Source organism: Virgibacillus carmonensis, from assembly GCF_057836705.1.
Map to the genome: position 1 here is coordinate 19,176 of NZ_JBYQFJ010000005.1, position 24,453 is coordinate 43,628.

The window sequence follows — 24,453 nt, forward strand, 5'->3', positions numbered from 1 at the left end:
AGATTTTTGTGGTAATTTCAATACCACACTCTATTTTACAACAAAATGTTTGTTCTGTTTAGATGGAAGTTATGCTGCGTGAATTAATGCCAAGGTTCTTCCCCTATCTTCAAAAAAAGAAGTAGACGAGTTGCCTCGCCTACTCTTTTCTAGCCTGCAAGATCTATCCTGCTCGTTCTAGACGGAAGATGAGCAGGTCTTTTTCTTTATTCACCTTACTATCCCTGGATAGTAAATCATTGGACGGATTTTTTCACCGAATCTAGCCGATTTCTGGAAGCTTAGACAGGCGAAAAAATAATCAGGGCAATAACGAGTATTAAAATTAATCCTGGAATGCCAATATTTGTGAGCATTTGTCGTACTGTTTTTTCTACCTCAGAAATTTTATTTTAATTCGGTTGTTTTTCTTTCTTTTTCTTTATTTGTTTTTTATGTGCAAGGTCATGGGCTTGAAGACGATCTTCTTCCTTTTCACTGGATGTTTGCTTACCATGTGGAACTATAGTTGCAGATACTTCTTTCAGGCCTGCTTGGTTCTTCTCATACACAAAGGATGCTCTTGTAGAAATGTCTGCTCCCGGTGTTGTAACAAATGGAAGGGCACGATAGTCTGTTTTCCATTGTGTAGGGGTGACATGGCAACGAACATAGCCGCGAAAATCGTTAAAGAATTTGATATGTTCATTTTGCGATAAAATTTGGTCGGTATCAGCACGCTTATCTGCTCCGTTTCCACCAGACGTAATTGATGTTCCGACAAATTCAGCTCCGAGAATGCGGGAGTTCAAATCATTAAAATCAGCCATCAGGTTGGATGCCCAATTAGCATGCACATCACCTGTTAGGACGATCAAATTATTCATGTCTTTATTACTAACGAAGTCAGTGATCTCCTGTCGGGAAGGCGTGTAACCGTCCCAGCCATCCATGCTGTATAACGGCTCATCCGGACCTGGACCATAGTTCCGTTTTGCAAAGAATATCTGTTGTGCCAATACGTTCCAATTCGATTGTGATCTGTTAAGGTTATCAAGTAACCAATCCTTTTGTTTATTACCTAAAAGAGTCCGGGATGGATCTAACGATTCTGCTGTTTGTGGAGAACTCGTATCTCCATTCGCCTGATCTGATCGGTATTGACGAGTATCTAATACAAAGAAACTTGCTAGATCACCATAAGAGAAGTTGCGGTATAACTGCATATCGATCCCATGAGGCATAGATGATCTACGCAACGGCATATGTTCGTAATACGCCTGATAAGCTGCAACACGCCGTTTCACAAATTCCTCCACGGATTGCCCTTTTTCCGGAATTAAATCGGCATAGTTGTTTTCCACTTCATGGTCGTCCCAAGTCACTACCCATGGGAAAGCAGCATGAGCGGATTGTAGATCCTCATCTGTTCGGTATTGGGCATGGCGATTACGATAATCCTCTAGCGTCTTAATCTCTGGTCCGCTGTGAGTTCTGACATTACCTGTACCGGACACGTATTCATTCGGACCATATTCGTATATGTAGTCCCCAAGATGGAAAACAAGATCGAGATCTTCTTTAGCCAAGTGTTTGTAGGCTGTATAGTAGCCGTGTTCATATTGCTGGCAAGAGGCAAAAGCAAAGGCAAGGCTAGATACACTGGAACCACTTGCAGGAAGTGTTTTCGTTTTTCCAACTTGACTATATTCATGTCCAGCTTTAAAACGGTAGAAATAGACTGTGTCAGACTGCATACGGTTAACTTCTACATGGATAGAATGAGCTAATTCTGGCCTTGCTATTTCTGTTCCACGTTGAACAATATAGCGAAAGTGTTCATCTTTTGCTAACTCCCAATGCACAGGAATATTACGTTTAGGTGCTCCACCTCCTTTAAGAGGCTTTGGAGCCAATCTTGTCCATAGTACGATCCCGTCAGAAAGAGGGTCCCCGGAAGCAACCCCAAGTGAGAACGGGTAGTCGCTGAATTTTGCTTCTGCATCAACTTTAATTCCGCCCATGGATTGAGCGATTACCACACCTAGAGAAACGCCAGCAATTTTTCCAGCCCCTTGGAGAAATCCGCGTCTATCGACGTCTTCTTGCAAGGTTTCCTCATTCAATTTTTGAATCAAATCATCCATTGATCTTTCTTTAGACATATCATCGTGCTCCTTTCCTTATCCCTGTTTTTTGAATCGACCCTATTATAGAATGTATATATTAATTCAATGTTAAGGATTGTAAAGAGGCAAAATATGTTGGCGGTAAAAGTAGGTAATATCTAATAGGATAATGGAATAGGAAAAATTGAATTTGTCCATATTAGATGTTTTAAATCGAAATAAGTATGCATAATTCGATCGGCTCGTTCTTTATTCTTGGTCTTTCATTCCCATTTTTATTTACCCTAACTTAACGGAAATAAAATAATTCCGGATCGTGGAAAGGAGCATGTCGAAAGGCTGAGGGACTGGAACAAGGCGATACTGTTACCCTCACATTGAATTCTCGTGGATGTAGTCAATTAAACACAACAGGAGGGGGTGATCACGTTTCTACCAGGTATTTTAGATGATGCACAAAAGTTTACGTTTGTAGATGCTTCCACAAAAGATTGATGTTCTGTGCGATTCATAAATAAGTAGTATTATAATAAGCAAGAGAAGGAATGAGTCCGTAAAACAACTAGATTTCCGGGGAGGTCACTAATTGATAAACATTTCTTCCTTCTCTGAATTAATTATATCAGAACATTCGTTCTCGTGCGGGGTTAATTATAAATGTTATGCACTCTTAGTGTAAATAAAAGACTACCTAAAAATAAAATCATCGCATAGTTATAAAATGCAAAGGCAAACAAAATATCAACTGATATGAGGAAAAAAATCGTTATCATTCCATTATTAGATATCTTTTTAGCGGGTGGCGCTCATTTCGGAAAGGAAAAAGTTACGGAATTTTTAAGTTTCAGTATTCCAAAAACTATTTTATTTTTCCCCTTCGTCAGCCTTCGTTTTTAATCTGTGTTGCAGTTGACTTGCAGAAAATAAAGCACTATCATCTTGAAAAATATCACCGGGTTTGTTTCCTTTTCCAAGAATATATCCATCAAATGAAGTTCCTATAAAACTAAATATATAGTGAAATTGCTGAATCAGTGGAAGTCCTTTCAACGATGGCTCATCTCCACCTACTGCAATCACACATGCTTTTTTAGCAGACATAATTGTTTTAAAATCAGGATATTGGGAGTCTTTTAGTGTTTGTGACCAGCGATCAATAAAGTTTTTCAACGTTCCCGACATGCTATACCAATAAATCGGTGTAGCAAATATAAGAATGTCATGTGGTAGAATACGGTCAATGATTGCGTTATAATCATCATTTATTTTATGGAATCCACCTTGGGAATGGCGCAAATCTTCAATCGGTTGTATTTCATAATCTTTTAAATATATTTTTTCTACAGATAATCCTTGCACAGCCCGTTCAGTTAGAATTTCTGTATTGCCGTCTTGACGGGTCCCTCCATAAATAATTGCAATTGTCATATGTTATACGCCCCTTTACATTTTATTTTTTAGTCTTGCTGTTTTGCTTACTCCTATCTTATAATGGAATCACAAATCAATAAAGATGATTATTCCGATTGAATCAATCGGAAATAACGATTTGAAAGTGGTGAATGAAATGGAGATAAAACAACTTATTACTTTTAAGGTGGCTAGTGAGAACTTAAACTTTACCCGAACAGCCAAGATGTTGAAATTTGCTCAATCAAGTGTAACTTCACAAATAAAGACCCTTGAAGCGGAACTTGGAAGACCATTGTTTGAACGTTTAGGGAAACGTTTAATTCTGACAGAAGCCGGACGTCAGTTTAAAATATATGCTGATAAAATGATTAAGCTGACTGAAGAGGCAAAAAGCACTATTGACGGAGTTGAAGAACCGGCTGGAACCCTTATCATTGGAGCGCAGGAAAGTCAGTGCACGTATCGTCTTCCACCAATCTTAAAAGAGTTTAAAGCTCAGTTTCCCCGTGTTAAACTCATATTTAAACCAGCTCATTCTGACGGAAAAGCTAGGGAACAGCTGCTGGAGGGTTTGCTCGATATTGCTTTCATTACGGATATATCCAGACCTGGAGATGCTTTCAGAGTAGAGTCTCTAACCCAAGAAAACATAAAAATGGTTGTTTCTCCAGATCATCCATTACTTACTAAATCTGAAGTTTTTCCAGAAGACCTTGAACATGAAACGTTATTGCTTACGGAAACGGGATGTTCTTACCGCAATATTTTGGAAGAAAGCTTCCGTTCGGCTGGGGTTTATCGGCTAAATAAATTGGAATTCGTTAGCATAGAAGCAATTAAACAATGTGTGATTGCAGGACTTGGAATAGCTGTATTACCAGCAATGGTAGTAGAATCAGATATTAGTAAAGGACGTATGAAAGAACTGGCATGGGAATATTTCACAGATCCCATTTTTACTCAAATTGCATGGCACAAGGATAAATGGATGACACCGCCCTTAGAGGCCTTCATCGAGTTAACTCGAAAAACTTTTAAGGAACAATACTGAAACTCAATGATTGAAAAGTAAGAAAGAAATCCGGTCTTATTTAGAGGACTTAAATACTTAAAATTAAGGAATATTGGATTTATTGAGGAGGGGTTATTACGGAGTACATAAAATGGATTCGAAGCAAAGTGGGGCACGAGTGCCTTATTTTGAATTTTGCAGCGGTATTGATCACGAGGAGACATTAGATCTCGTATTTTATGATGTGCAAAACATTCCTTTGTTATTTAATAAACAGCAACAAGATGCTCTTGATGACTTCCTTAATAATAGAAATGGGATCTATCGTTAGGAATGCGTAGAAACTATACCCGTTTATATAGCTTTTAAGAACTAAGCATTATTCGGACCGTTTTTTATGTCTATTGTTCTGGGAGTAATTGTAAAAGTTTGACTGAAGGAGTGAATTTTCAATGAACTTTCGAACAGCAAATGTAGAAGATTTACAGGCTATAGTTAGTTTACTTGCCGATGATAAATTAGGATCCCAACGCGAGCGTAATGAGGATCCATTGCCAACTAATTACTATGAAGCATTTGCTGCGATTACAGCACAGGTCGGAAATCAGATTATATTAGCTGTTGAAGATCAATCGGTGATTGGCTGCCTTCAGTTGACAATCATACCAGGTCTAGCAAGACAAGGGATGAAACGAGCGCAAATTGAGGGAGTACGTATCAATCAATGCTACCGCGGAAAAGGGATTGGGGAAGCATTGTTTAAAGAAGCTATTGCAATTGCGAAGTCTGATGGATGTGGTCTTGTGCAATTGACAACTGACAAGCAACGCGGCGATGCCCATCGTTTTTATGAGCGTCTAGGGTTTTTGGCAAGTCATGAAGGAATGAAACTAATCTTTTAAGTCGAAAACTTTTCTAATGTATACTACGTAATACAGTCGGGTGTTTTCTGTTTATCAAGTATTTTCAAAAGAACTGAGCATTGCTCCGTTAAAGGGCAGAATAGTGGAATAAGCGATTGCCTAAATGTACTAATTTTGAAATAATTGTTATTAAGCTAAACTATCATATGGGAGGCGCCTTTTAAAAATAGAATTGCTAAAACTGAAAGGATTACACGCAGGAGGTTATTTTAATGAAGAAAAATACAGGAGTAACATTTCAAGTAAGGGTTTCTACTTTTGATGAAGGTCTGAAATGGTACGAGAAACTTTTCAACAGAAAACCTGATTTCATCCCTCACGAAGACTTTGCGGAATGGGAAATAACTACAGATGCATGGCTTCAGGTTGCTAAAGGGGAACCTACCATCGGGAATGGTCCTTTGCGGTTAGGGGTAGAAAATATTGAAAAAGAAAGAGATCGGCTTATGGAAGAACTGAATTTAAAGATAGAAAGTATTAATACAAGAGAAGGTGTACCAGCTGCATGGTGCTCTTTTGAAGACCCATATGGAAATAGAATTGGTTTATACCAAGATCTTTAATAATTAGAAAAAATACAGGTCATACTCTAGTTCATTCCTAAATGTTCTAGATGGTTTAGAACAAGAAATTGAAATTTCTTCGCTTGTCCCGTAATAAACGGGTGATTCTAATAACGACCAGGGATGCAGAGTTAGTTGTTGCACAGGCTATTAACATAGAGTGAACTCTTGGAAAATTCACTATTTCAGGTTAGGCCATCGCTAAACTTGAATAATAAGCTTTTAACTACAAAACATACAAGTAGTAAAATCTCTAACAAAGGGGTAAAAATAAAATGCGAAATATCCTTGTGATAAATGGTCACGAATATTATGAACACTCGAAAGGGCAATTGAATATGGCTCTTTTTAATAAAATTGTTGAGAAATTATCCTCCAATTATGAATCAAAAACGACAATTTTACAGGATGGTTTTGAGAAAAAGGAAGAGCAAGAAAAAGTAAAGTGGGCTGATTATATTATATATCAAACACCTATTTACAATTATAGTGTTCCTGCCTTATTTAAGAAATATATAGACCAAACACACGAACATGGTGTTTACTTTCGTGGAAATACAGAGAAGTACGGAATTGGAGGAGGGTTGCTATCAGGTAAGAGTTATATGTTTTCAACCACGTGGAACGCCCCTTCTGATGCCTTTAATGACAAAAACGCTTTTTTTGAAGGAAGGAATGTTGAAGATGTTCTATTTCATCTTTATTTAAGTCACAAATATGCTGGTATGGAAGGTTTAAAAACCTTTTCTTGTTTTGATGTTAAAAAGAATCCAGATATAAACGTACATCTGGATTCTTTAGAAAATCACTTGAGCCACTATTTTAACATTTAGGATGGTTCATTACTTTGCTCTTACATTATCAGTGGGGTCTCGTAATAGAACTGCACACAGTATGATCTGTTTTTTAAAGTACGTAAGGGCCAAAGAATGTTGTTAACAGGAGGATGTGAATTCCTACAAAATACATGATTCGTATGGTGCCATCCCATTCATGTGTCCTTTTTATTACTTGCACGATACCGAAAGATACGGCAGCAAATAAGAACAGGTAAAAATAGGAGCTGCCATCAAAGGTTAAATAACTTGGTGCATTTATATAAATGTTGTTTACGAAAAATTGATTTTTCCATACTAATGCTGCAATAGTATAAATCCCAATCCCTGTATAAAAAACCCAAATAGGATCCTGGTCAATTGTTCTGCTTCTGAAGAAATACATTAAAGCAATGAACACTATTGGCCATATAAACCATACAGAAGAAATGGCAACAGCAAATAGAGATGCAGATAACATACCAAGCGTTTTACCTAGTGTTCGTACCCAGTCATCTTGACTAAACCCAGTCGCTTGACTGATTGCAGCAATATCACTGGATGAAAAGTTAATTGCGTTGCCATCTGAGTTTAAATCCAGCCATGCAATTGTTTTCTCATTCACCCATTGCGGCTTGACTGATATCGCAGGTGTATTACTTCGTCGCTTGGTAACAGTTGTACCATCCTCGTTTATCGTTGCCTTATAAATATTGAAGGCGGTGTTATCATTATATTGCGTTTCGGTTTGACCATTTGCTTGAAATAATAGGCTTGGGATGCCATTTTTGTATGTTAGATCAACATTGGAAATCTCTGTTAAATCATTACTTCCAGCTGGGTCATGTAGTGTTAATTCATGTAACGCTTGCGGATTTTGTTCCGAAATCGTTGTTTGCATAAAATAGTTAAAAAACTCTTGTGCCCCTTGAGGTGATTCGAGTTCCTCTTGTAGTAATATTCCCAGTCTTTTATCTTCCAGCGCAAACGAAACATTGTTTACAACTTTTCCAGGGTTTATATGCACGCTTGTTTGATACTTTTGTTTAACAGTTCCATTAGTTAGTTGTTGCAACGTTATTTTGATTTCACCCTTCTCAGTTGCATAGGTTAATATATTTACCCCATTTTCGTTTTCTTTTGGGGTAATCTCCTTCTTATTTAAATCAATATTCATAACTTTTGTCGATTTTTTGTTATCTGGAGAAAGTTGATATAATACATTGTCTTTCACATAAAGAATTGTGCTCTCTAGCGGATAAAACCGCTCAACATCAGAGATTATTTTATTCCTATTTTTATCGTATATATTTGTAAAATCAAAATAAATAAGATTCGCGTCTTGTTGATAAACCTGTGTCCACTTGTCTACGGGTATGTCATAGGTTTTTTTATCTTGTACGGTGAATTCACTATTGATTGTTGTTGTGACTAATTTTTCGCCCTCGAAGCTAGTAATGATATACGTCCCATCTTTTGTTTTTTTAATGGGAGGTAGCCTATTTACGTCCGTTTTACCAACGGTTAGACTTCTACTCCAATTGGGTGCAGGTGGTTCCGTAACCTTAGAGAAATTTTGATAAAATAATAATGTTAATCCTACAATAATAATGATTCCAGGTATGATCCAATACAGCTGTTTTAGTAGAGTTCTGTTCATTGTTAACCCCCGTTTTGCTAATAATTAGTCTTTTCATTTGATATAACAATATTATCATATTTCTGAAAGAAGATGTTAAACTTTATACATTAGGCTCTGTGACCGCCTATTTTTTTGCTTCTTCCGATGGTAATTCCTGCTTCGGTGTAGCTGGTGGCTCGAAGTATTGCGGTTGAACCATATTTATCACGAATGGAATCCATTACATAGCCGATATCCTTTTTCTTGGCTTTATCATCAAATAAATCTAATTGCGTTTCCGCGTTTTCATAAAGTTTATCTAAGGTCACATACACGTGTCTGATATCACTGAATCCATCATAAAACTCAGTAAATAGTTGCATGCAAATACCGTAGACTTCCATCGTAATATTAGTTGGAAGCGTAATCGACCTTGATCGACTAAAGCCTCCACCCGTTACTTTCGAATACGATATACCAAGGTGAATGGTTCTTCCGGCTTTATTAGCGGTTCTTGCTCGACGGCATGCTTCTTCGCAAAGGTCGAGAATACAAGCGGCGGTTTCTTCTTTTGAGTAGTCACGTAATAAAGAAATTCCATGACCGAATCCTTTTTGTTCAGACTTTGTGAAATTTCCTAAAACAGGGCTAAGATCAACGCCCCAAGCGTGCCAGTAAAGCTGTTCTCCCATAATCCCAAAACGTTTTTTTAATGGTTCTAAGGAAAAGTTTGCTAGCTGTCCAAGGGTTACGATTCCCATTCTGTTTAGGTTATTTTGCATTTTTCGGCCTATCCCCCAAATATCTTGAACTGGAAATGGCCATAACTTTTCTTTCACGTCCCCGTATTTACATTCAGCTATTCCTGCTTTTTTTGCGTGTAAATCCATAACAACCTTTGCAAGAAATTTATTATCACCGATACCAATCGAGCAAGTAATACCCATGCTTTTTAAAATATCTTGCTTAATTAGCTTAGCCACTTGCCACCTGTCTCCAAATAATTTTTGGAGTCCATTTACGGTAACCCAAACTTCATCAACAGAGTATTGGTGGATAGCTTCTTTTGGTACATATTGATTAATTAACTTTGTGATTTCCATCGAAACGGCTAAGTAGTCGGCCATGTGTGCACTTACGATGTGAATATCGGGATCATTCGGTAGTTCGAAAAATCGACTTACATTGCTAATGCCGTGATTCTTCTTTAATGCCGGAGAAGCAGCTAGCACGATGCTACCTGTTCTATTTGTGTCACCAACAACAGCTAGTTGAACCTTCATTGGATCGTGCCCTAATTTAACGGCTTCAACGCTTGCATAGAATGAACGCATATCGATACAAAGTACATCATTTCGTGGGTATGTGGAGTAATCCATTTTAACTCACCTCGCCATTAATAGGAACATTTGTTCTTATTGTATGCGGTGGGCAGTTAATTATCAATGGAAATTAATTCTAGTCTGTAAGAAGGACAAAACCGGAGCAACACACGCCCCGGTTTTTATTATCTATGTTTATCATATTTAATTGGTTTCGTAATAGCTTGAAGGGATGCATACATTTCGTCGGTTAGTGGTTGTGAAGTTCTATAAGTTACATTGTTGTTAACCTGTGCAACCGAGCTTGCTCCAAATACAGCACTCGCAACAGCAGGATGATGTGAAATATAGTGTAAAGCCACACTGCTAAGCGAAGAACCATCCACCATCTCTGATAACTCCTGATAAATATGTGTTAACTCTTCATAGGAATAATCGAGAAATCCATCCTGGCCTTTCTTTTCAATTTGTTGGCTTCCTTTTTCCGTAAGCATGCCTTTAGCTAGAGGACCACGAGCTAAAACGCTAATAGTATGTCGCTCCAGTAAATTTAACACTTCTTCTTCAGGGCGACGATCAAGCATATTGTACTGCATCATTACGCCATCGATGGATGAACGCTTTACATATTCACGTATTACATTTGGCCTAATAGATGAAATACCATATGCACGAATAACTCCTTCTTGCTTCAGTTCATCAAAGGCTGAGATCGTTTCGTCAATGGGGTCATCAGTTGTTCCGCCATGTAGCATGTAAAAATCAATATAATTCGTTTGTAACCGACGCAAGCTATCTTTTAATCCATCTTTAATATGCGATTTTGATGGGTCCCAGTGCCAATCCTTTTTGGCGCGGTCAAAATGATTGCCGACTTTTGTTGTTAAAATAATATCTTTACGCTTATTTTTAATGGCTTCCCCAACAACTTCTTCATTCATTCCAAAATCATATAAATCGGCTGTATCAAAATGATTGATTCCTGCATCCAGAGCTTCGTCAATAACTTCTTTTGCCTTAGTAGCGTTGGTTCCAAGTGACATGCAACCAAGCGTTAAGTCTGATACATATAAATCTGATTTACCTAAACGGTTTGTGTTCATCCTTTAACCTCCATTTTCACTTTCTATAGTATTAGTGTAAAAACTGGCTGGCGGGATTACAACTATTTCAGCATAAATCCACTATTAAATTATGTTAAAATGGGGGAAAGTAGGTAGAGGGTGGTAGTTTATGCGGAAATTTGAAGAAAAAACGATACGTTCTGAAAAAATATACGATGGTAAAGTGGTACATTTACAAGTAGATGATGTGACGTTGCCAAATGGAAAGACATCTAAGCGTGAAATTATCAAGCACCCTGGCGCAGTTGCAATTATCCCAATTACAAAGAATAACAAGATTGTGTTTGTTGAACAATATCGTAAACCTTTAGAAAAATCACTTGTTGAGATTCCCGCAGGTAAATTGGAACCGGGAGAGAAACCGGAAGCTACAGCAATCAGGGAATTGGAGGAGGAAACAGGTTATACAACAAACGAATTAGAATTTGTAGCATCTTTTTATACGTCACCTGGCTTTGCAGATGAAATTATGTATATATACATAAGCAGTAGACTGGAAGCCTTAAAGGAAAAGGTAGACGGTGACGAGGATGAGTTTGTGGAAATAATGGAACTAACACTAGAAGAAGCGCAACAATACGTGAAGGAAAATCGTATACAAGATGCGAAAACGAATTATGCAATTCTTTATTTACAGACATTGGAGATGATGTAAGCAATGATGGAGTCATTCTTTGCAGATCTGCATATTCACATTGGTCGTGATATGTACGACCAGCCAGTCAAAATTACTGGAGCAAAAAGCCTAACACTAACAAATATTTTACTCGAATCAAGTAGGAATAAAGGTATTCATTTAGTAGGCATAATTGATAGTCATGCTCCACATGTTCAACAAGAATTAAAGGAATTATTGGACAACAATCAGGCAAAAGAGCTTGATGATGGTGGTATTCAGTTTGAGGATGTGACATTGATTCTTGGTTCAGAAATAGAGGTATATGATGAGAATTGTCAGGGACCAGTACATGTCTTATGCTATCTCCCAACACTAGCAAAAATGGAAGAGTTTACCGAGTGGTTGGCTACCAGAATGACAAATATTAATTTGAGTTCACAACGTTATTACGGCTCAGCAAAAGCGCTGCAGTACAAAGTGAAAGAGCTAGATGGTTTATTTATCCCAGCCCATGTATTTACACCATTTAAAAGTACATATGGAAAAGGTGTAAAGCAGTCACTTAAAGAAATTTTTGATCCAGATTTAATTGATGCGATTGAGTTAGGTCTTAGCTCAGATACAAACATGGCAGATCAAATTGAAGAATTACATGATTACACGTTTGTTTCTAACTCAGATGCCCATTCCTTAGGGAAAATTGCACGTGAGTATCAAGAAATCGAAATGGTAGAGCCTTCATTCATGGAGTTTAACTGGGCATTACATCAGGTGAAGGGCAGAAAGATAAGCCGCAATTTCGGAATGAACCCGAAACTCGGGAAATATCACACAACTGTTTGTAGTAATTGCTTTAAACCGTTAACAACAAGTGTTACAGTCTGTCCAACGTGCAGTTCAACCAAAATTGTAAAAGGAGTTTACGACCGTATAAAAGAGCTTGCCAATGCAAACGGAAATAGGGTGAACAGGCCACTATATATGTATCAAGTTCCGCTTGAATACTTGCCATCGCTTGGTCCAAAAACATATAAAAAACTACTAGAAAATTTTAATACAGAGATGAACATTATTCACCAGGTACCGTTGAACAGATTGGAAGAGGTCGTTCCAAAAAAGTTAGCAAAAGCCATTATTCAAATGCGAAATGGAGAATTACTAATCTCAGCTGGTGGAGGGGGGAAATATGGGAGTATTAATCCTTCTTAATTCTAAAATTAATATAAGAAAAAAGTAGATTTTGGTATTTTTATTCGGAATTCCTCATAGTTTTTAAGTATACGATAGTTTGTACCACTTAAGGAGGACTCCGATGTTTCAAAGTAAAATACCAATTGTAAATCATGTAAAAAAATACGCAACCATCTACTTATTTATGTTAGTTCTGTTTTTAACAGGAGTTATTTTTGGTGCAGTTATTGTGAACAGCATGAATTTTGTACAGAAGCAGGATTTATTCTTTTATCTCGAAAGGTTCTTTGAGAAAATTGCTGGTAGCCAAGAAATTGATAATGGTGAAATACTTAAAAATAGTTTCTTTTATCACGCCAAATATTTACTTTTGTTATTTATTCTTGGGTTATCGGTTATAGGTTTGCCAATCGTGTGGATTTTATTGTTTTTAAAAGGATTGGTTGTCGGATTTTCAGTCGGATTTATTGTCAACCAGCTTGGGTTTGAAGGATTATTTCTTGCGTCATTGTCCATTGCACCGCAGAATCTAGTAGTCATACCAATATACCTTGTAGCAGGTAGTTTATCGATGATTTTCTCTTTAACGTTACTAAATAAGTTATTTTCCAGACGGTTATCACAACCAATATTGCAGCCGCTTAGTCGGTATGCGATTGTATTTACTTTATTATTAGCAGGGGCATTACTCGCTGCACTAATGGAAGCGTATGTTTCAAATGAGGCGATGGAGGCCTTAATCAGAATGTATTATAAATAATAATTAATGTTATATAATAATGATTATTGTTAGTTATTTATAATAATTATACTTTGACACTCGTTTCAACTGTGCATATAATAATAGGTGGGAATAGTGAGGGAGGAGACTTGCCATGGAACACCGAATTGATCGAATTAAAAAGCTACTCCATGCACAAAGCTATAAGCTGACTCCACAACGCGAGGCAACAGTTAGAGTATTATTGGAACGAGAAGAAGACCATTTAAGTGCAGAGGAAATTTATTTATTAGTAAAAGATAAAGCACCAGAAATTGGACTTGCAACAGTGTACCGTACATTAGAGTTATTATCAGAACTGAAAATTGTGGATAAAATTAATTTTGGTGACGGTGTTTCAAGGTATGATCTTCGTAAAGAAGGTGCAGAACACTTTCATCATCATTTGGTTTGTATTGAGTGTGGGTCAGTTGAAGAAATTGTTGATGACTTGTTAGAAGATGTTGAAAAAATAGTAGAAAACGATTGGGGTTTTCAAGTGAAAGATCATCGTTTAACTTTCCACGGGATTTGTAAACAGTGTCAAAAAGTAGCTGTTAAAACCACGTAATAACACATAATGAAGTGCCTTTTTTCTGTTAGCAAACCGAAAGAGGGCTTTTTTGTTTGGTGTTTTACAAATCTTAGAAAATAGGTTACTTTTAAAATGGATAATTTTTAACCCTAGTTTTATAGTTTTATGTATATTGTTCCTGTTTTTTGGCATATCTTTTAATAGGGAAGCTATGAATAAAGGAGATATGCTAGATGAAGCGAATGTTTTGGGATACGTTAAAAGTTTTCGTTATATTTACTGCATGTACGTTTTTATTTTATTTTGGGTTACGAATTATGCACGCAGAGTACAAAGAATATCATCAGTATGATCCACCTGAAGGGCCTGCTGTAAAAGTTTATGGAAATGAAAACGATTTTATGGATCGCTTTAATCTATTTTTTCGACTAGGGGAGTAACGAGTATGCTTAAACGTTCGATTGAGGATTTCTTTCATTATTTACAAGTAGAACGTGGACTTTCTGTCAATACAATCAATTCTTATCGGCGTGACTTGAAACGGTATGTACAGTATCTGGAGAGTGAGCTTCATAAAACTGATTGGAACACCATTTCCCGTACTGATTTACTCGGATTTTTACATGTGTTAAAGGATGAACGCAAATCTTCCGCAACTATTGCACGTTCACTTTCATCCTTTCGTTTGTTTCATCAATTTTTATTGCGTGAGCAACTCGTTGATCAAGATCCAAGTATACATATTGAAACACCAAAAAGAGAACAGAAATTACCAGCGATACTGTCGTCAAAAGATGTGGAAAAACTGCTTACAATTAATGGACGTAAACCGTTGGAAATTCGAAACAAAGCCATGCTTGAGTTGCTTTATGCTACAGGGCTGCGTGTCTCAGAGCTGATTACTCTAAGAGTAAATGATCTTCATTTAACGATGGGATTTGTCCGTTGTCTAGGGAAGGGTTCTAAAGAGCGTATCGTTCCACTAGGTGACGTGGCAAAAGGTGCCATAGAAGACTACATGGAACACTCACGTACTATTATCCTTAAGAAAAGGAAAGAGGATGTTTTGTTTGTCAATCAGCATGGTAGGCCATTATCCAGACAAGGGTTTTGGAAAATTCTTAAGGGTACAGCAAAAGATAAGCATATTGAAAAAAATATTACACCGCACACCTTACGCCATTCATTTGCGACACACTTGTTAGAAAATGGAGCTGATTTAAGGGCTGTACAGGAAATGCTAGGACATGCAGACATATCAACAACACAAATTTACACACATGTGTCCAAGTCCCGACTTAAGGATGTATATAAGGCGTTTCATCCTAGAGCATAAGTTTTTTGATTTTAGTTGTCTGACATCCTACAACTCATATATAATGACATATATTAATAAAAGTTTGGGAATATAAATACGGGAGGTATTAGCATGAAAAATTTTGAACGTGTTTTTTTAATTGTGATGGATTCCGTTGGTATTGGTGAGGCCGCCGATGCAGAAAAGTTTAATGATAAAGGTGCAGATACATTAGGACATATCGCGGATCACATGAACGGGCTTCATATGCCTAATATGGAAAAATTGGGTCTTAGTAATATTCGCAAAATTAAAGGAATTGAAAGTCAAGATAGTCCGCAAGCACATTATACAAAAATGCAGGAAGCTTCGAATGGAAAAGATACAATGACTGGGCATTGGGAGATAATGGGTCTGCATATTGAACATCCGTTCCGTACCTTTCCAGAGGGGTTTCCGGTAGAACTTATACAAAAATTAGAAACTGAATCTGGACGAAAGATTATTGGAAACAAGCCAGCTTCTGGTACTGAAATATTAGAGGAGTTAGGTAAAGAGCACATGGACACTGGTGCGCTCATCGTATATACATCAGCGGATTCTGTATTACAAATTGCCGCACATGAAGAAGTTGTGCCACTTGAAGAACAATATCGTATTTGTGAAATTGCACGGGAATTAACATTAGCTGAAAAGTATATGGTTGGGCGCGTGATTGCACGCCCGTTCGTCGGGATACCTGGGGCATTCGAACGCACATCAAATCGACATGACTATGCACTTAAACCATTCGGCCGGACGGTTATGAATGAATTGAAAGATGCGAACCATGAGGTCATAGCGTTAGGTAAAATTTCCGATATATATGATGGTGAAGGTGTAACTGAAGCAATTCGAACAACTGATAATGAAGACGGGATGACGAAATTAGTTGAATCAATGAATAAAGATTTTCATGGCATTAGCTTTTTAAATCTGGTTGACTTTGATGCGAAATACGGACACCGTCGTGACCCAAAAGGATATGGTAAAGCGTTAGAAGCGTATGATGCAAGACTTCCAGAGGTTTTAAACAATCTGAAGGAAGATGATTTGTTGTTAATTACGGCTGATCATGGTAACGATCCTGTCCACGCTGGTACAGATCATACACGTGAATTTGTACCATTATTAGCTTATCACAAAAATATTGATAATGGCTCACATATAGATCAAAGAGAGACTTTTGCAGACATTGGGGCAACAATTGCCGAAAACTTTAATATAAAAATGCCTGAGCATGGAATAAGCTTTTTAAAAGAGATTCGATAGGGGGAGAAGAATTTATGTATAGTAATAAGATAAAAGAGGCATGTACATTTATTGACAGTAAAATATCTTCTAAGCCAAGCTTTGGATTAATTCTAGGTTCTGGTCTCGGAGTATTGGGTGATGAGATTGAAAATCCAGTTACTATTCCTTATAAGGACATACCACATTTTCCGGAGTCCACTGTTACAGGGCATAAAGGTCAGCTCGTAATTGGAACACTTGAGGGGAAACAGGTAATAGCAATGCAAGGGCGGTTTCACTACTATGAAGGCTACACCATGCAACAGGTTACATTTCCAGTTCGAGTAATGAAAGAATTAGGTATCGAATCGATTATTGTAACAAATGCAGCTGGTGGTATAAATAAAGCGTTCAATCCTGGTGATTTAATGCTAATATCCGATCATATTAATAACATGGGCGATAATCCGCTTCTCGGACCCAATGATGATTGTTTGGGAGTACGTTTCCCTGATATGTCACAAGTATATAATAGAGAACTTGTTTCCCATGCTGAGTCCTGTGCAAGTGAACTTGGCTTAACGGTTCAAAAAGGTGTTTATGTCGGCAATACAGGTCCAGTATATGAAACCCCAGCTGAGATCAATATGCTTCGGACTCTAGGTGGAGATGCGGTTGGAATGTCAACTGTTCCAGAAGTTATTGTAGCAGGTCATGCAGGTATACGTGTATTAGGTATCTCTTGTATTTCAAATATGGCTGCTGGAATACTTGATCAACCGTTAACACATGATGAAGTAATGGAAACAACTGAAAAAGTAAGAGAGAACTTTTTACAATTCGTAAAGAAGATTATCCAAACAGAATCCTAAATTTTGACGGGAAGTGTTTTTATCATGAGAATGTATGATTTAATTGAAAAAAAACGTGACGGTAACGATTTAACACAGGAAGAAATTCAGTATTTTATTGACGGGTATACAAAGGATGAAATCCCTGATTACCAAGTTAGTGCGTTACTAATGGCTATTTATTTTCGAGATATGTCTGACGATGAACGAGCATTGCTTACATCTGCAATGGTAAACTCTGGTGATACAATTGATTTATCGAATATAGAAGGAATTAAAGTAGACAAGCATTCAACTGGTGGGGTTGGTGATACGACGACACTTATCTTGGCCCCCCTTGTCGCGTCACTAGGTGTTCCGGTTGCTAAGATGAGTGGGCGCGGTCTTGGACACACTGGTGGAACAATCGATAAGTTGGAAGCTGTTCCAGGCTTTCATGTAGAGATAACTAGTGCGGAATTTATTGAATTAGTTAATAAAAATAAAGTTGCTGTAATCGGCCAAACTGGTAATTTAACACCAGCAGATAAAAAATTATACAGTTTGCGAGATGTTACAGCAACTGTTAATTCTATTCCGTTAATTGCAAGCTCAATCATGAGTAAAAAAATTGCATCGGGTGCAGATGCAATTGTTCTGGATGTTAAAACCGGTGCTGGTGCGTTTATGAAAGAACTTGATGATGCGAAAGAATTAGCAGAAGCTATGGTTTCAATCGGAAATCGGGTTGGACGAAATACGATGGCAGTCATTTCTGATATGTCACAGCCATTAGGAAGAGCAATCGGTAATGCTTTAGAGGTAAAAGAAGCAATTGAAACATTAAAAGGACAGGGACCCAAGGATTTGACTGAGTTGTGTTTAACGCTCGGTAGTCAAATGGTAGTGTTAGCTGAAAAAGCAAGCACGATTGAAGAAGCACGAAAGATGCTTGAAGAAAATATTAAGAATGGTAAAGCATTTAAACAGTTTAAAACTTTCTTAGAGGCACAGGGCGGAGATGGAAGTGTAGCAGATAATCCTGATTTGTTACCACAAGCGACACATAAAGTGGAATTACCTGCTAAAACTTCAGGTACCATTTCTGAAATTGTTGCGAATGACATTGGCACTGCTGCTATGATGCTTGGAGCAGGTAGAGCAACAAAAGAATCGGAAATCGATTTAGCAGTTGGTCTTATTCTCCACAAAAAAATAGGGGATTCTGTTAAAGAAGGTGAATCCCTTCTAACCATTCATGCAAATGATTCAAATCTTGATAAAGTTAAGGGGAAACTATATCAAAGTATTACAATTACTACTGGTTCAGTTGATATTCCTTCCTTAATCTATGATATTAAAACAAAATAAATGAAGAAAGCGCTAAACACTCAGAATTTCGGATCAGACGAAATTCTGAGTGTTTTTTATTCTTATAACCACTTATAAAAAGTGAATATATTGGAAAACCTAGAAATAAATAGAATGTTGGAGGTAACAGTAATGAAAAATTGGATAGTTATACTTTGTACTGTTTTTATAGTTTATGTAGGAATTTCAATACCGGTCTATGCCGAAGAAAGTACTTCAGATAAGAAAACTGATTCATTAAATCTAGCATCGAAGGCAAAATCTGCTATATTAATTGAACAAGATACAGGTACGATACTTTACGATAAAAATGCACATGAAAAGCTTCCACCGGCCAGTATGACAAAAATTATGACCCTATTGTTAATTATGGAAGCATTAGACAATGAAAAAATTGAATTAGATGAAAAAATCCGTATTAGTGAATATGCTGCATCTATGGGGGGTTCACAAATTTTCTTAGAAGCAGGAGAAGAAATGACAGTTAACGACTTATTAAAAGGTGTAGCAATCGCCTCTGGAAATGATGCTAGTGTTGCGCTTGCTGAACGTATCTCTGGAAGTGAAGAAGCGTTTGTTAAAAAAATGAATGAAAAAGTGGAGGAGTTGGGACTTAAGAATACTAAATTTCAAAATCCAACAGGTCTACCTGCTGAGGATCATTATTCAACTGCATATGACATGGCGATCATCGCACAGCATTTGCTAAACCATGAAGAAATAACTGATTATACATCTGTCTATGAAGATTATTTGAGAAAAGGACAAGAGGATGAGTTTTGGTTAGTAAACACAAACAAACTGGTTAAATTTTATCCAGGTGTAGATGGATTGAAAACAGGTTACACCAGCGAAGCAAAATATTGTTTAACTGCTACTGCAAAAAAGAACGATATGCGTGTAGTAACGGTTGTTATGGGCGCTGAGTCACCAAAAGTACGTAATTCTATCGTCTCAAATATGTTGGATTATAGCTTTCAGCACTTTGAAACCACTAATCTCTACAAAAAAGGGGAACAGGTTGCTAAATTAAACCTACTTAAAGCGAAAAAGAGCGATATTAAGGTTGTTTCCTCACAACCAATAAGCACTGTTCATAAAAAAGGTGAGAAAGCCGAAAAGTTTACAACATCTGTAAAACTAGATCAATTAATTGCCCCTCCTTTAAAAAAAGGGGAGCAAGTTGGGACATTGGTTGTCAAAAACGGCGGAAAGGTTTTATCTGAAACACCATTAGTACTTGAGGAGGAAGCAGATACTGCTAATATATTTACGTTATTTAATCGCACGTTACAAAAAATAGCTAAATACAACTAGTTTTGTCGAATATCTTCTTCTTTTGACACCTTGCAGGAATAGTGTTGCTCAGTAGAGAAAGTAAACTATATAACTTTTAGTAAGGAGGAGAATTTGTGGGGATGAATTCTACATTCGAAGTAGTAGAGGATGTTCTAATTGTTCGCTTAGAAGGGGAATTAGATCATCATGAAGCAGAAGCATTAAGAAATCAGTGGAAAAATATGATTGAAAAAAATCTAGTGAAGCATGTAATTTTAAATTTAGAATCCGTTTCATTTATGGATAGTTCGGGGTTGGGTGTTGTCCTTGGTAGGTATAAGGAAATTTTGCAGCTTGGAGGGGAAATGGTAGTTTGTTCTATTTCATTGCCTGTTAAACGACTTTTTGAAATGTCTGGGCTTTTTAAGATTATCAGGTTGGAAGATGATGAGCAGAGTGCACTATTTACGTTGGGGGTGGCTTCATGAAGAATGAGATGTATGTAGAGTTTTCCAGTGTTAGTGAAAATGAATCATTTGCACGTGTATTAGTTGCATCGTTTATCGCACAACTCGATCCAACAATGGATGAATTAACTGAAATTAAAACAGTGGTTTCAGAAGCGGTAACAAATTCAATCATTCATGGTTACAATAACGAAGCCAATCATAAAATAGCTATTGAATGTAAACTGTATGAGGACGAAATTGAACTCTTAATCAAAGATGATGGAATTGGAATTGTTGATATTGATGAAGCCCGTCAACCTTTATTTACATCCAAACCTGAACTAGAACGCTCAGGGATGGGATTCACCATAATCGAAAACTTTATGGACTCCGTTAATGTAATTTCGACCGTACAAGAGGGCACAACTGTAATGATGAAAAAGCAATTAACAAAAAGTAAAACGGTTTGTAAATAGGGATATGCCTATGGATGTAAATGTAAAGCATCATAAACGGGAAGAACAATTAACGGATAAAGAAGTGAAAGCATACATTTATAAAAGCCAAAATGGTGATAAATCAGCTAGAGATATATTGGTTGAAAGGAATGTCCGATTGGTATGGTCGGTTGTTCAGCGGTTCATTAATCGTGGATATGATCCAGATGATCTTTTTCAAATTGGAAGTATTGGCTTAATCAAGTCGATTGATAAATTTGATTTATCATATAATGTACGATTTTCCACCTATGCAGTACCAATGATTATCGGTGAAATTCAACGCTTCATCCGTGATGATGGTAGTGTAAAAGTAAGTCGTTCACTAAAAGAAATTGGTAATAAAATCCGAAAAAAAAGGGATGAATTAACCAAAGAGCTTGGCCGGTCGCCTACGGTGAATGAAATTGCATATATTTTAGAGATTACCCCTGAAGAAGTAGTTCAAGCGGAAGAGGCTACAAAGACATTACACTCGATCCATGAGACGGTTTTTGAAAATGATGGCGACCCGATTACATTACTAGATCAAATCGCCGATCAAGATACAAGATGGTTTGATAAATTAACACTACAAGAGGCAATTAGAGGGCTAAATGAAAGAGAACGGCTCATCGTATATTTGCGTTATTATAAGGATAAAACACAATCAGAAGTAGCAGAAAGGCTTGGGATATCACAAGTTCAAGTCTCACGTTTAGAGAAAAAGATTCTAGATGAAATGAAAAAAATAATGGACTAATCTGACATCACTTTACAGTGGTGTTTTTTTTATTTTTTCTCATATTTATTAATCAAACGTGATAAAAATAACTTTTTAACAAAGACTATGAACTATACATGAAAAAGAGGTGAGAGACAGGTTATGGAAATTGTCTACTTGCGAATGAAAAAAAGTATAACCGTTGAAAAGTTACAGTACGTGAAATTAAAACATATTGCTTACACCTCTGCACCCACAGAAATGAAAAAACAACTAGAAGAAACTCCTATTTACCGAATTACACAAAAAGACAACAACATTGTTATAATCGATAGCTTCATAATAATTGATCATTTGACCAACTTATTGCCAAATGTGGAGTTTCAAATAATGGGACCAGAACAGTCGATAATTCGTGTGGATAAACATAAAAAGAAAACATCCGTATTAGTTGTTGCATTCGTTTGGCTGTTGTTATTTATCGGGACAGCAATGACAATTATGAACTTCCATTATGACGTTAGTATGCAGGCAGTTCAACAAAAATTACACTATTTATTGACTGGAGAACATAATGAATTTCCTTTATGGATACAGATACCTTATTCAGTAGGTTTAGGGTTAGGAATGTTACTCTACTTCAACCATTGGTTTAAAAAACGATTTAATGAAGAACCAAGCCCACTCGAAATAGAAATTTACAATTACCAACAAAACCTGGATCAATATGTAAGTTATCATGAAAACAAATTAAACGATAAACATGTTCCTGATTAAGCTTGTAGAGGTAATTATTGGGCTTGCTAGTGGTCTTGCAGTCGGATCCGGGTTTATAGCGTTTTTAATGGTATTAGGCATTATACCAAGGTTAATTCAACTAAGTCGTTCAATGAAATTAATATATCTTTATGGTCCATGTGTTATTGCTGGTTCGCTGTTTGGAGTTTATTTGTCCTTTACTGCAACGACGTGGGATCAGCCGCTTATTATATTAGCGATGTGGGGAGTGTTTCATGGAATATTTACTGGAATGCTTGCAGCGGCATTGACAGAGGTGTTAAACGTATTTCCAATTTTGTCAAAACGTATTGGTGTCGATAAACAATTGCTATGGTTATTAATGGCGATTGTTTTCGGGAAAATTACTGGTTCCATTTTTCAATGGACCTTCTTTGTAAAATGATCGATGGAGGGAATAGGTATTGACAACAAAACAATCTAATCAATCTAAAACACCCATTTCAACAAATATAGATAGTGTTGAAACTTTCATGAAAGAGCAAGTCGGTGCAGGTTTATCATTTGATCTTGGTTTTCGAGAGCTTATCATCATGAAAAAGAAAATCCAGTTATATTATGTGACGGGGCTTACTGACACGTCCGTTACATTGGAAGTCATTAAAAAATTGATCGACATAAATGATAATGAAAGTAATAAAAAAAAAATACCAGAAATTATTAAGAATCGTTTAGTTCATCAGCAAGTAGAAGCTATAAAAACGATGGATGAAGCGGTGGATCAGGTCTTATCAGGATTGACGGTAATTTTTGTCGATGGTGAAAAGCAGGCGTATGTAGTAGATGTACGTAATTACCCAGGTCGACAACCATCCGAACCAGATACAGAACAAGTAATTCGTGGTTCAAGAGATGGGTATACGGAAAATATTATCCAAAATACTGCCCTAACAAGAAGAAGAGTCCGTGATGCGAGACTTCGGAATGAAATGTTAAAGGTTGGTGAACGCTCAAAAACAGATGTTTGTATTAGTTATCTACAGGATGTTGCTGATGATGGCCTTTTAAAAGTAATTAAAGAAAAATTACAAGCTATTGAAGTGGATGGCATACCTATGGCGGATAAAGCGGTTGAAGAATTTATTATTAAACGTAAATGGAGCCCATACCCATTAGTTCGATATACGGAAAGACCAGATGTAGCTGCAAATCATCTATTGGAAGGTCATGTTTTAGTTACCGTAGATACATCGCCAAGTGTGATTATTCTGCCTACAACTTATTTTCATCATTTGCAGCATGCTGAAGAGTACAGGCAGGCTCCTGCAGTTGGAACTTTCATTCGTTGGACAAGATATATAGGCATTTTAGCATCTTTATTTCTTCTCCCACTATGGCTTTTATTTGTGATGGAACCATCTTTATTACCTAAACAATTGTCATTCATCGGCTTGAATGAAGAAGGGAATATACCGGTCTATATTCAAATCATTATGGGTGATTTAGGGATCGAGTTTTTAAGGATGGCAGCCATACACACGCCAACACCATTATCAACTGCTATGGGGTTAATTGCAGCAGTGTTAATTGGACAAATTGCAATTGATGTAGGAATGTTTAGTCCTGAAGTTATTCTATATGTTTCTATTGCAGCTATTGGTTCCTATGTTACGCCAAGTTATGAACTAAGCGCAGCCAACAAGTTGGCGCGAATGTTACTGGTTATTATTACAGCGCTTTTCGGGTTAATCGGATTCGTAATTGGTTTCACCATGTACATGTTATTTTTAACTAGCTTAAAGTCAATTCGGACACCATACTTATGGCCATTATTACCGTTTAATCCAAAAGCAATGGTACAGGTTTTCTTTCGGGTGCCTGCTCCATTATCAAATGACCGTCCCAGCATCGTTCATCCGAAGAATAATTATCGACAGCCACCTAGGAAAAAAGAACTTAGATAAAACGATGGCACGTTGTAAAGTGCTTTCGTTTTTTGTCATGGTGTGGTA

At 36.9% G+C, this 24,453-nt stretch carries 26 protein-coding genes and 1 pseudogene; 21 read left to right on the plus strand and 6 right to left on the minus strand.

Going from position 1 to position 24,453, the window contains the following annotated elements; translation table 11 throughout:
- Nucleotides 1-265 precede the first annotated feature (265 nt).
- The 3 genes and pseudogenes from AC3G7N_RS05255 to AC3G7N_RS05265 form a co-directional block, all read right to left on the minus strand.
- Nucleotides 266-356 (minus strand): annotated as a pseudogene (locus AC3G7N_RS05255) (twin-arginine translocase TatA/TatE family subunit); the annotation flags it as partial.
- A gap of 36 nt (nt 357-392) precedes the next feature.
- Nucleotides 393-2,144 (minus strand): alkaline phosphatase PhoD, encoded by a 1,752-nt coding sequence (gene phoD / locus AC3G7N_RS05260; protein ID WP_489421099.1) that lies wholly within the window; start codon nt 2,142-2,144, stop codon nt 393-395.
- Between the two features lie 828 nt (nt 2,145-2,972).
- The gene (locus AC3G7N_RS05265; RefSeq protein ID WP_489421100.1) at nt 2,973-3,536 is read right to left on the minus strand and encodes a flavodoxin family protein; all 564 of its coding nucleotides are present in this window, start codon (nt 3,534-3,536) and stop codon (nt 2,973-2,975) included.
- A 139-nt stretch (nt 3,537-3,675) separates the two neighbouring features.
- Between AC3G7N_RS05265 and AC3G7N_RS05270 the strand changes: the two genes are divergently transcribed.
- The 5 genes from AC3G7N_RS05270 to AC3G7N_RS05290 all read left to right on the plus strand — a co-directional run bounded on the left by AC3G7N_RS05270 (nt 3,676) and on the right by AC3G7N_RS05290 (nt 6,852).
- Entirely contained in the window at nt 3,676-4,572 is an 897-nt protein-coding gene (locus AC3G7N_RS05270) for a LysR family transcriptional regulator (RefSeq protein ID WP_489421287.1), read from the plus strand.
- A gap of 112 nt (nt 4,573-4,684) precedes the next feature.
- Nucleotides 4,685-4,864, plus strand: coding sequence for an NUDIX hydrolase (locus tag AC3G7N_RS05275; protein WP_489421101.1), 180 nt, complete (start codon nt 4,685-4,687; stop codon nt 4,862-4,864).
- Nucleotides 4,865-4,985: 121 nt separating this feature from the next.
- Nucleotides 4,986-5,435: a GNAT family N-acetyltransferase gene (locus tag AC3G7N_RS05280; RefSeq protein ID WP_489421102.1), complete on the plus strand. Its 450-nt coding sequence runs from the start codon at nt 4,986-4,988 to the stop codon at nt 5,433-5,435.
- A 233-nt stretch (nt 5,436-5,668) separates the two neighbouring features.
- Nucleotides 5,669-6,019 carry a VOC family protein gene (locus AC3G7N_RS05285; protein WP_489421103.1) on the plus strand — a complete coding sequence of 117 codons (351 nt, stop codon included), beginning with the start codon at nt 5,669-5,671 and terminating at the stop codon, nt 6,017-6,019.
- 275 nt (nt 6,020-6,294) lie between these two features.
- Nucleotides 6,295-6,852 (plus strand): NAD(P)H-dependent oxidoreductase, encoded by a 558-nt coding sequence (locus tag AC3G7N_RS05290; RefSeq protein ID WP_489421104.1) that lies wholly within the window; start codon nt 6,295-6,297, stop codon nt 6,850-6,852.
- Nucleotides 6,853-6,925: 73 nt separating this feature from the next.
- Here the strand turns inward: AC3G7N_RS05290 and AC3G7N_RS05295 are convergent, their stop codons facing one another.
- From AC3G7N_RS05295 to AC3G7N_RS05305, 3 genes are all read right to left on the minus strand, one after another.
- Complete coding sequence (locus AC3G7N_RS05295) at nt 6,926-8,494, minus strand: hypothetical protein (protein WP_489421105.1); 1,569 nt, start codon at nt 8,492-8,494, stop codon at nt 6,926-6,928.
- 89 nt (nt 8,495-8,583) lie between these two features.
- Nucleotides 8,584-9,834 carry a Y-family DNA polymerase gene (locus tag AC3G7N_RS05300; protein ID WP_489421106.1) on the minus strand — a complete coding sequence of 417 codons (1,251 nt, stop codon included), beginning with the start codon at nt 9,832-9,834 and terminating at the stop codon, nt 8,584-8,586.
- A gap of 128 nt (nt 9,835-9,962) precedes the next feature.
- Complete coding sequence (locus AC3G7N_RS05305) at nt 9,963-10,880, minus strand: aldo/keto reductase (RefSeq protein ID WP_489421107.1); 918 nt, start codon at nt 10,878-10,880, stop codon at nt 9,963-9,965.
- Nucleotides 10,881-11,010: 130 nt separating this feature from the next.
- Here AC3G7N_RS05305 and AC3G7N_RS05310 point away from each other — a divergent pair, with 130 nt between their 5' ends.
- From AC3G7N_RS05310 to AC3G7N_RS05385, 16 genes are all read left to right on the plus strand, one after another.
- The gene (locus AC3G7N_RS05310; RefSeq protein WP_489421108.1) at nt 11,011-11,556 is read left to right on the plus strand and encodes an NUDIX domain-containing protein; all 546 of its coding nucleotides are present in this window, start codon (nt 11,011-11,013) and stop codon (nt 11,554-11,556) included.
- Between the two features lie 6 nt (nt 11,557-11,562).
- Nucleotides 11,563-12,729 carry an endonuclease Q family protein gene (locus tag AC3G7N_RS05315; RefSeq protein WP_489421288.1) on the plus strand — a complete coding sequence of 389 codons (1,167 nt, stop codon included), beginning with the start codon at nt 11,563-11,565 and terminating at the stop codon, nt 12,727-12,729.
- 103 nt (nt 12,730-12,832) lie between these two features.
- Nucleotides 12,833-13,471 (plus strand): stage II sporulation protein M, encoded by a 639-nt coding sequence (gene spoIIM / locus AC3G7N_RS05320; protein ID WP_489421109.1) that lies wholly within the window; start codon nt 12,833-12,835, stop codon nt 13,469-13,471.
- A gap of 115 nt (nt 13,472-13,586) precedes the next feature.
- The gene (gene fur / locus AC3G7N_RS05325; protein ID WP_489421110.1) at nt 13,587-14,042 is read left to right on the plus strand and encodes a ferric iron uptake transcriptional regulator; all 456 of its coding nucleotides are present in this window, start codon (nt 13,587-13,589) and stop codon (nt 14,040-14,042) included.
- A 197-nt stretch (nt 14,043-14,239) separates the two neighbouring features.
- Entirely contained in the window at nt 14,240-14,446 is a 207-nt protein-coding gene (locus tag AC3G7N_RS05330) for a DUF4227 family protein (protein WP_489421111.1), read from the plus strand.
- A gap of 5 nt (nt 14,447-14,451) precedes the next feature.
- Nucleotides 14,452-15,342 carry a site-specific tyrosine recombinase XerD gene (gene xerD, locus AC3G7N_RS05335; RefSeq protein WP_489421112.1) on the plus strand — a complete coding sequence of 297 codons (891 nt, stop codon included), beginning with the start codon at nt 14,452-14,454 and terminating at the stop codon, nt 15,340-15,342.
- A gap of 93 nt (nt 15,343-15,435) precedes the next feature.
- Nucleotides 15,436-16,614, plus strand: a complete 1,179-nt coding sequence (gene deoB / locus AC3G7N_RS05340; protein WP_489421113.1) for a phosphopentomutase — start codon at nt 15,436-15,438, stop codon at nt 16,612-16,614.
- Between the two features lie 14 nt (nt 16,615-16,628).
- On the plus strand, nt 16,629-17,447 hold the full coding sequence (locus tag AC3G7N_RS05345) for a purine-nucleoside phosphorylase (protein ID WP_489421114.1): 819 nt from the start codon (nt 16,629-16,631) through the stop codon (nt 17,445-17,447).
- A gap of 24 nt (nt 17,448-17,471) precedes the next feature.
- Nucleotides 17,472-18,776 (plus strand): pyrimidine-nucleoside phosphorylase, encoded by a 1,305-nt coding sequence (locus tag AC3G7N_RS05350; protein ID WP_489421115.1) that lies wholly within the window; start codon nt 17,472-17,474, stop codon nt 18,774-18,776.
- 132 nt (nt 18,777-18,908) lie between these two features.
- Nucleotides 18,909-20,093: a D-alanyl-D-alanine carboxypeptidase family protein gene (locus tag AC3G7N_RS05355; protein ID WP_489421116.1), complete on the plus strand. Its 1,185-nt coding sequence runs from the start codon at nt 18,909-18,911 to the stop codon at nt 20,091-20,093.
- 101 nt (nt 20,094-20,194) lie between these two features.
- On the plus strand, nt 20,195-20,542 hold the full coding sequence (gene spoIIAA / locus AC3G7N_RS05360) for an anti-sigma F factor antagonist (protein WP_489421289.1): 348 nt from the start codon (nt 20,195-20,197) through the stop codon (nt 20,540-20,542).
- Entirely contained in the window at nt 20,539-20,979 is a 441-nt protein-coding gene (spoIIAB, locus tag AC3G7N_RS05365) for an anti-sigma F factor (protein ID WP_489421117.1), read from the plus strand. Before spoIIAA ends, spoIIAB begins: the two co-directional genes overlap by 4 nt.
- 10 nt (nt 20,980-20,989) lie before the next feature.
- Complete coding sequence (sigF, locus tag AC3G7N_RS05370) at nt 20,990-21,742, plus strand: RNA polymerase sporulation sigma factor SigF (RefSeq protein WP_489421118.1); 753 nt, start codon at nt 20,990-20,992, stop codon at nt 21,740-21,742.
- Between the two features lie 123 nt (nt 21,743-21,865).
- On the plus strand, nt 21,866-22,480 hold the full coding sequence (locus tag AC3G7N_RS05375; RefSeq protein WP_489421119.1) for a stage V sporulation protein AA: 615 nt from the start codon (nt 21,866-21,868) through the stop codon (nt 22,478-22,480).
- The gene (locus AC3G7N_RS05380; protein WP_489421120.1) at nt 22,467-22,886 is read left to right on the plus strand and encodes a stage V sporulation protein AB; all 420 of its coding nucleotides are present in this window, start codon (nt 22,467-22,469) and stop codon (nt 22,884-22,886) included. The genes AC3G7N_RS05375 and AC3G7N_RS05380 overlap by 14 nt, the downstream gene beginning before the upstream one ends.
- An 88-nt stretch (nt 22,887-22,974) precedes the next feature.
- Complete coding sequence (locus AC3G7N_RS05385; RefSeq protein WP_489421290.1) at nt 22,975-24,405, plus strand: spore germination protein; 1,431 nt, start codon at nt 22,975-22,977, stop codon at nt 24,403-24,405.
- The last annotated feature ends 48 nt before the right edge of the window (nt 24,406-24,453 follow it).

Bases quoted from the DNA above. Each gene is read 5' to 3' on its own strand.
- phoD (WP_489421099.1), bottom strand. From the start codon at position 2,144: ATGTCTAAAGAAAGATCAATGGATGATTTGATTCAAAAATTGAATGAG.
- AC3G7N_RS05265 (WP_489421100.1), bottom strand. From the start codon at position 3,536: ATGACAATTGCAATTATTTATGGAGGGACCCGTCAAGACGGCAATACA.
- AC3G7N_RS05270 (WP_489421287.1), top strand. From the start codon at position 3,676: ATGGAGATAAAACAACTTATTACTTTTAAGGTGGCTAGTGAGAACTTA.
- AC3G7N_RS05275 (WP_489421101.1), top strand. From the start codon at position 4,685: ATGGATTCGAAGCAAAGTGGGGCACGAGTGCCTTATTTTGAATTTTGC.
- AC3G7N_RS05280 (WP_489421102.1), top strand. From the start codon at position 4,986: ATGAACTTTCGAACAGCAAATGTAGAAGATTTACAGGCTATAGTTAGT.
- AC3G7N_RS05285 (WP_489421103.1), top strand. From the start codon at position 5,669: ATGAAGAAAAATACAGGAGTAACATTTCAAGTAAGGGTTTCTACTTTT.
- AC3G7N_RS05290 (WP_489421104.1), top strand. From the start codon at position 6,295: ATGCGAAATATCCTTGTGATAAATGGTCACGAATATTATGAACACTCG.
- AC3G7N_RS05295 (WP_489421105.1), bottom strand. From the start codon at position 8,494: ATGAACAGAACTCTACTAAAACAGCTGTATTGGATCATACCTGGAATC.
- AC3G7N_RS05300 (WP_489421106.1), bottom strand. From the start codon at position 9,834: ATGGATTACTCCACATACCCACGAAATGATGTACTTTGTATCGATATG.
- AC3G7N_RS05305 (WP_489421107.1), bottom strand. From the start codon at position 10,880: ATGAACACAAACCGTTTAGGTAAATCAGATTTATATGTATCAGACTTA.
- AC3G7N_RS05310 (WP_489421108.1), top strand. From the start codon at position 11,011: ATGCGGAAATTTGAAGAAAAAACGATACGTTCTGAAAAAATATACGAT.
- AC3G7N_RS05315 (WP_489421288.1), top strand. From the start codon at position 11,563: ATGGAGTCATTCTTTGCAGATCTGCATATTCACATTGGTCGTGATATG.
- spoIIM (WP_489421109.1), top strand. From the start codon at position 12,833: ATGTTTCAAAGTAAAATACCAATTGTAAATCATGTAAAAAAATACGCA.
- fur (WP_489421110.1), top strand. From the start codon at position 13,587: ATGGAACACCGAATTGATCGAATTAAAAAGCTACTCCATGCACAAAGC.
- AC3G7N_RS05330 (WP_489421111.1), top strand. From the start codon at position 14,240: ATGAAGCGAATGTTTTGGGATACGTTAAAAGTTTTCGTTATATTTACT.
- xerD (WP_489421112.1), top strand. From the start codon at position 14,452: ATGCTTAAACGTTCGATTGAGGATTTCTTTCATTATTTACAAGTAGAA.
- deoB (WP_489421113.1), top strand. From the start codon at position 15,436: ATGAAAAATTTTGAACGTGTTTTTTTAATTGTGATGGATTCCGTTGGT.
- AC3G7N_RS05345 (WP_489421114.1), top strand. From the start codon at position 16,629: ATGTATAGTAATAAGATAAAAGAGGCATGTACATTTATTGACAGTAAA.
- AC3G7N_RS05350 (WP_489421115.1), top strand. From the start codon at position 17,472: ATGAGAATGTATGATTTAATTGAAAAAAAACGTGACGGTAACGATTTA.
- AC3G7N_RS05355 (WP_489421116.1), top strand. From the start codon at position 18,909: ATGAAAAATTGGATAGTTATACTTTGTACTGTTTTTATAGTTTATGTA.
- spoIIAA (WP_489421289.1), top strand. From the start codon at position 20,195: ATGAATTCTACATTCGAAGTAGTAGAGGATGTTCTAATTGTTCGCTTA.
- spoIIAB (WP_489421117.1), top strand. From the start codon at position 20,539: ATGAAGAATGAGATGTATGTAGAGTTTTCCAGTGTTAGTGAAAATGAA.
- sigF (WP_489421118.1), top strand. From the start codon at position 20,990: ATGGATGTAAATGTAAAGCATCATAAACGGGAAGAACAATTAACGGAT.
- AC3G7N_RS05375 (WP_489421119.1), top strand. From the start codon at position 21,866: ATGGAAATTGTCTACTTGCGAATGAAAAAAAGTATAACCGTTGAAAAG.
- AC3G7N_RS05380 (WP_489421120.1), top strand. From the start codon at position 22,467: ATGTTCCTGATTAAGCTTGTAGAGGTAATTATTGGGCTTGCTAGTGGT.
- AC3G7N_RS05385 (WP_489421290.1), top strand. From the start codon at position 22,975: ATGAAAGAGCAAGTCGGTGCAGGTTTATCATTTGATCTTGGTTTTCGA.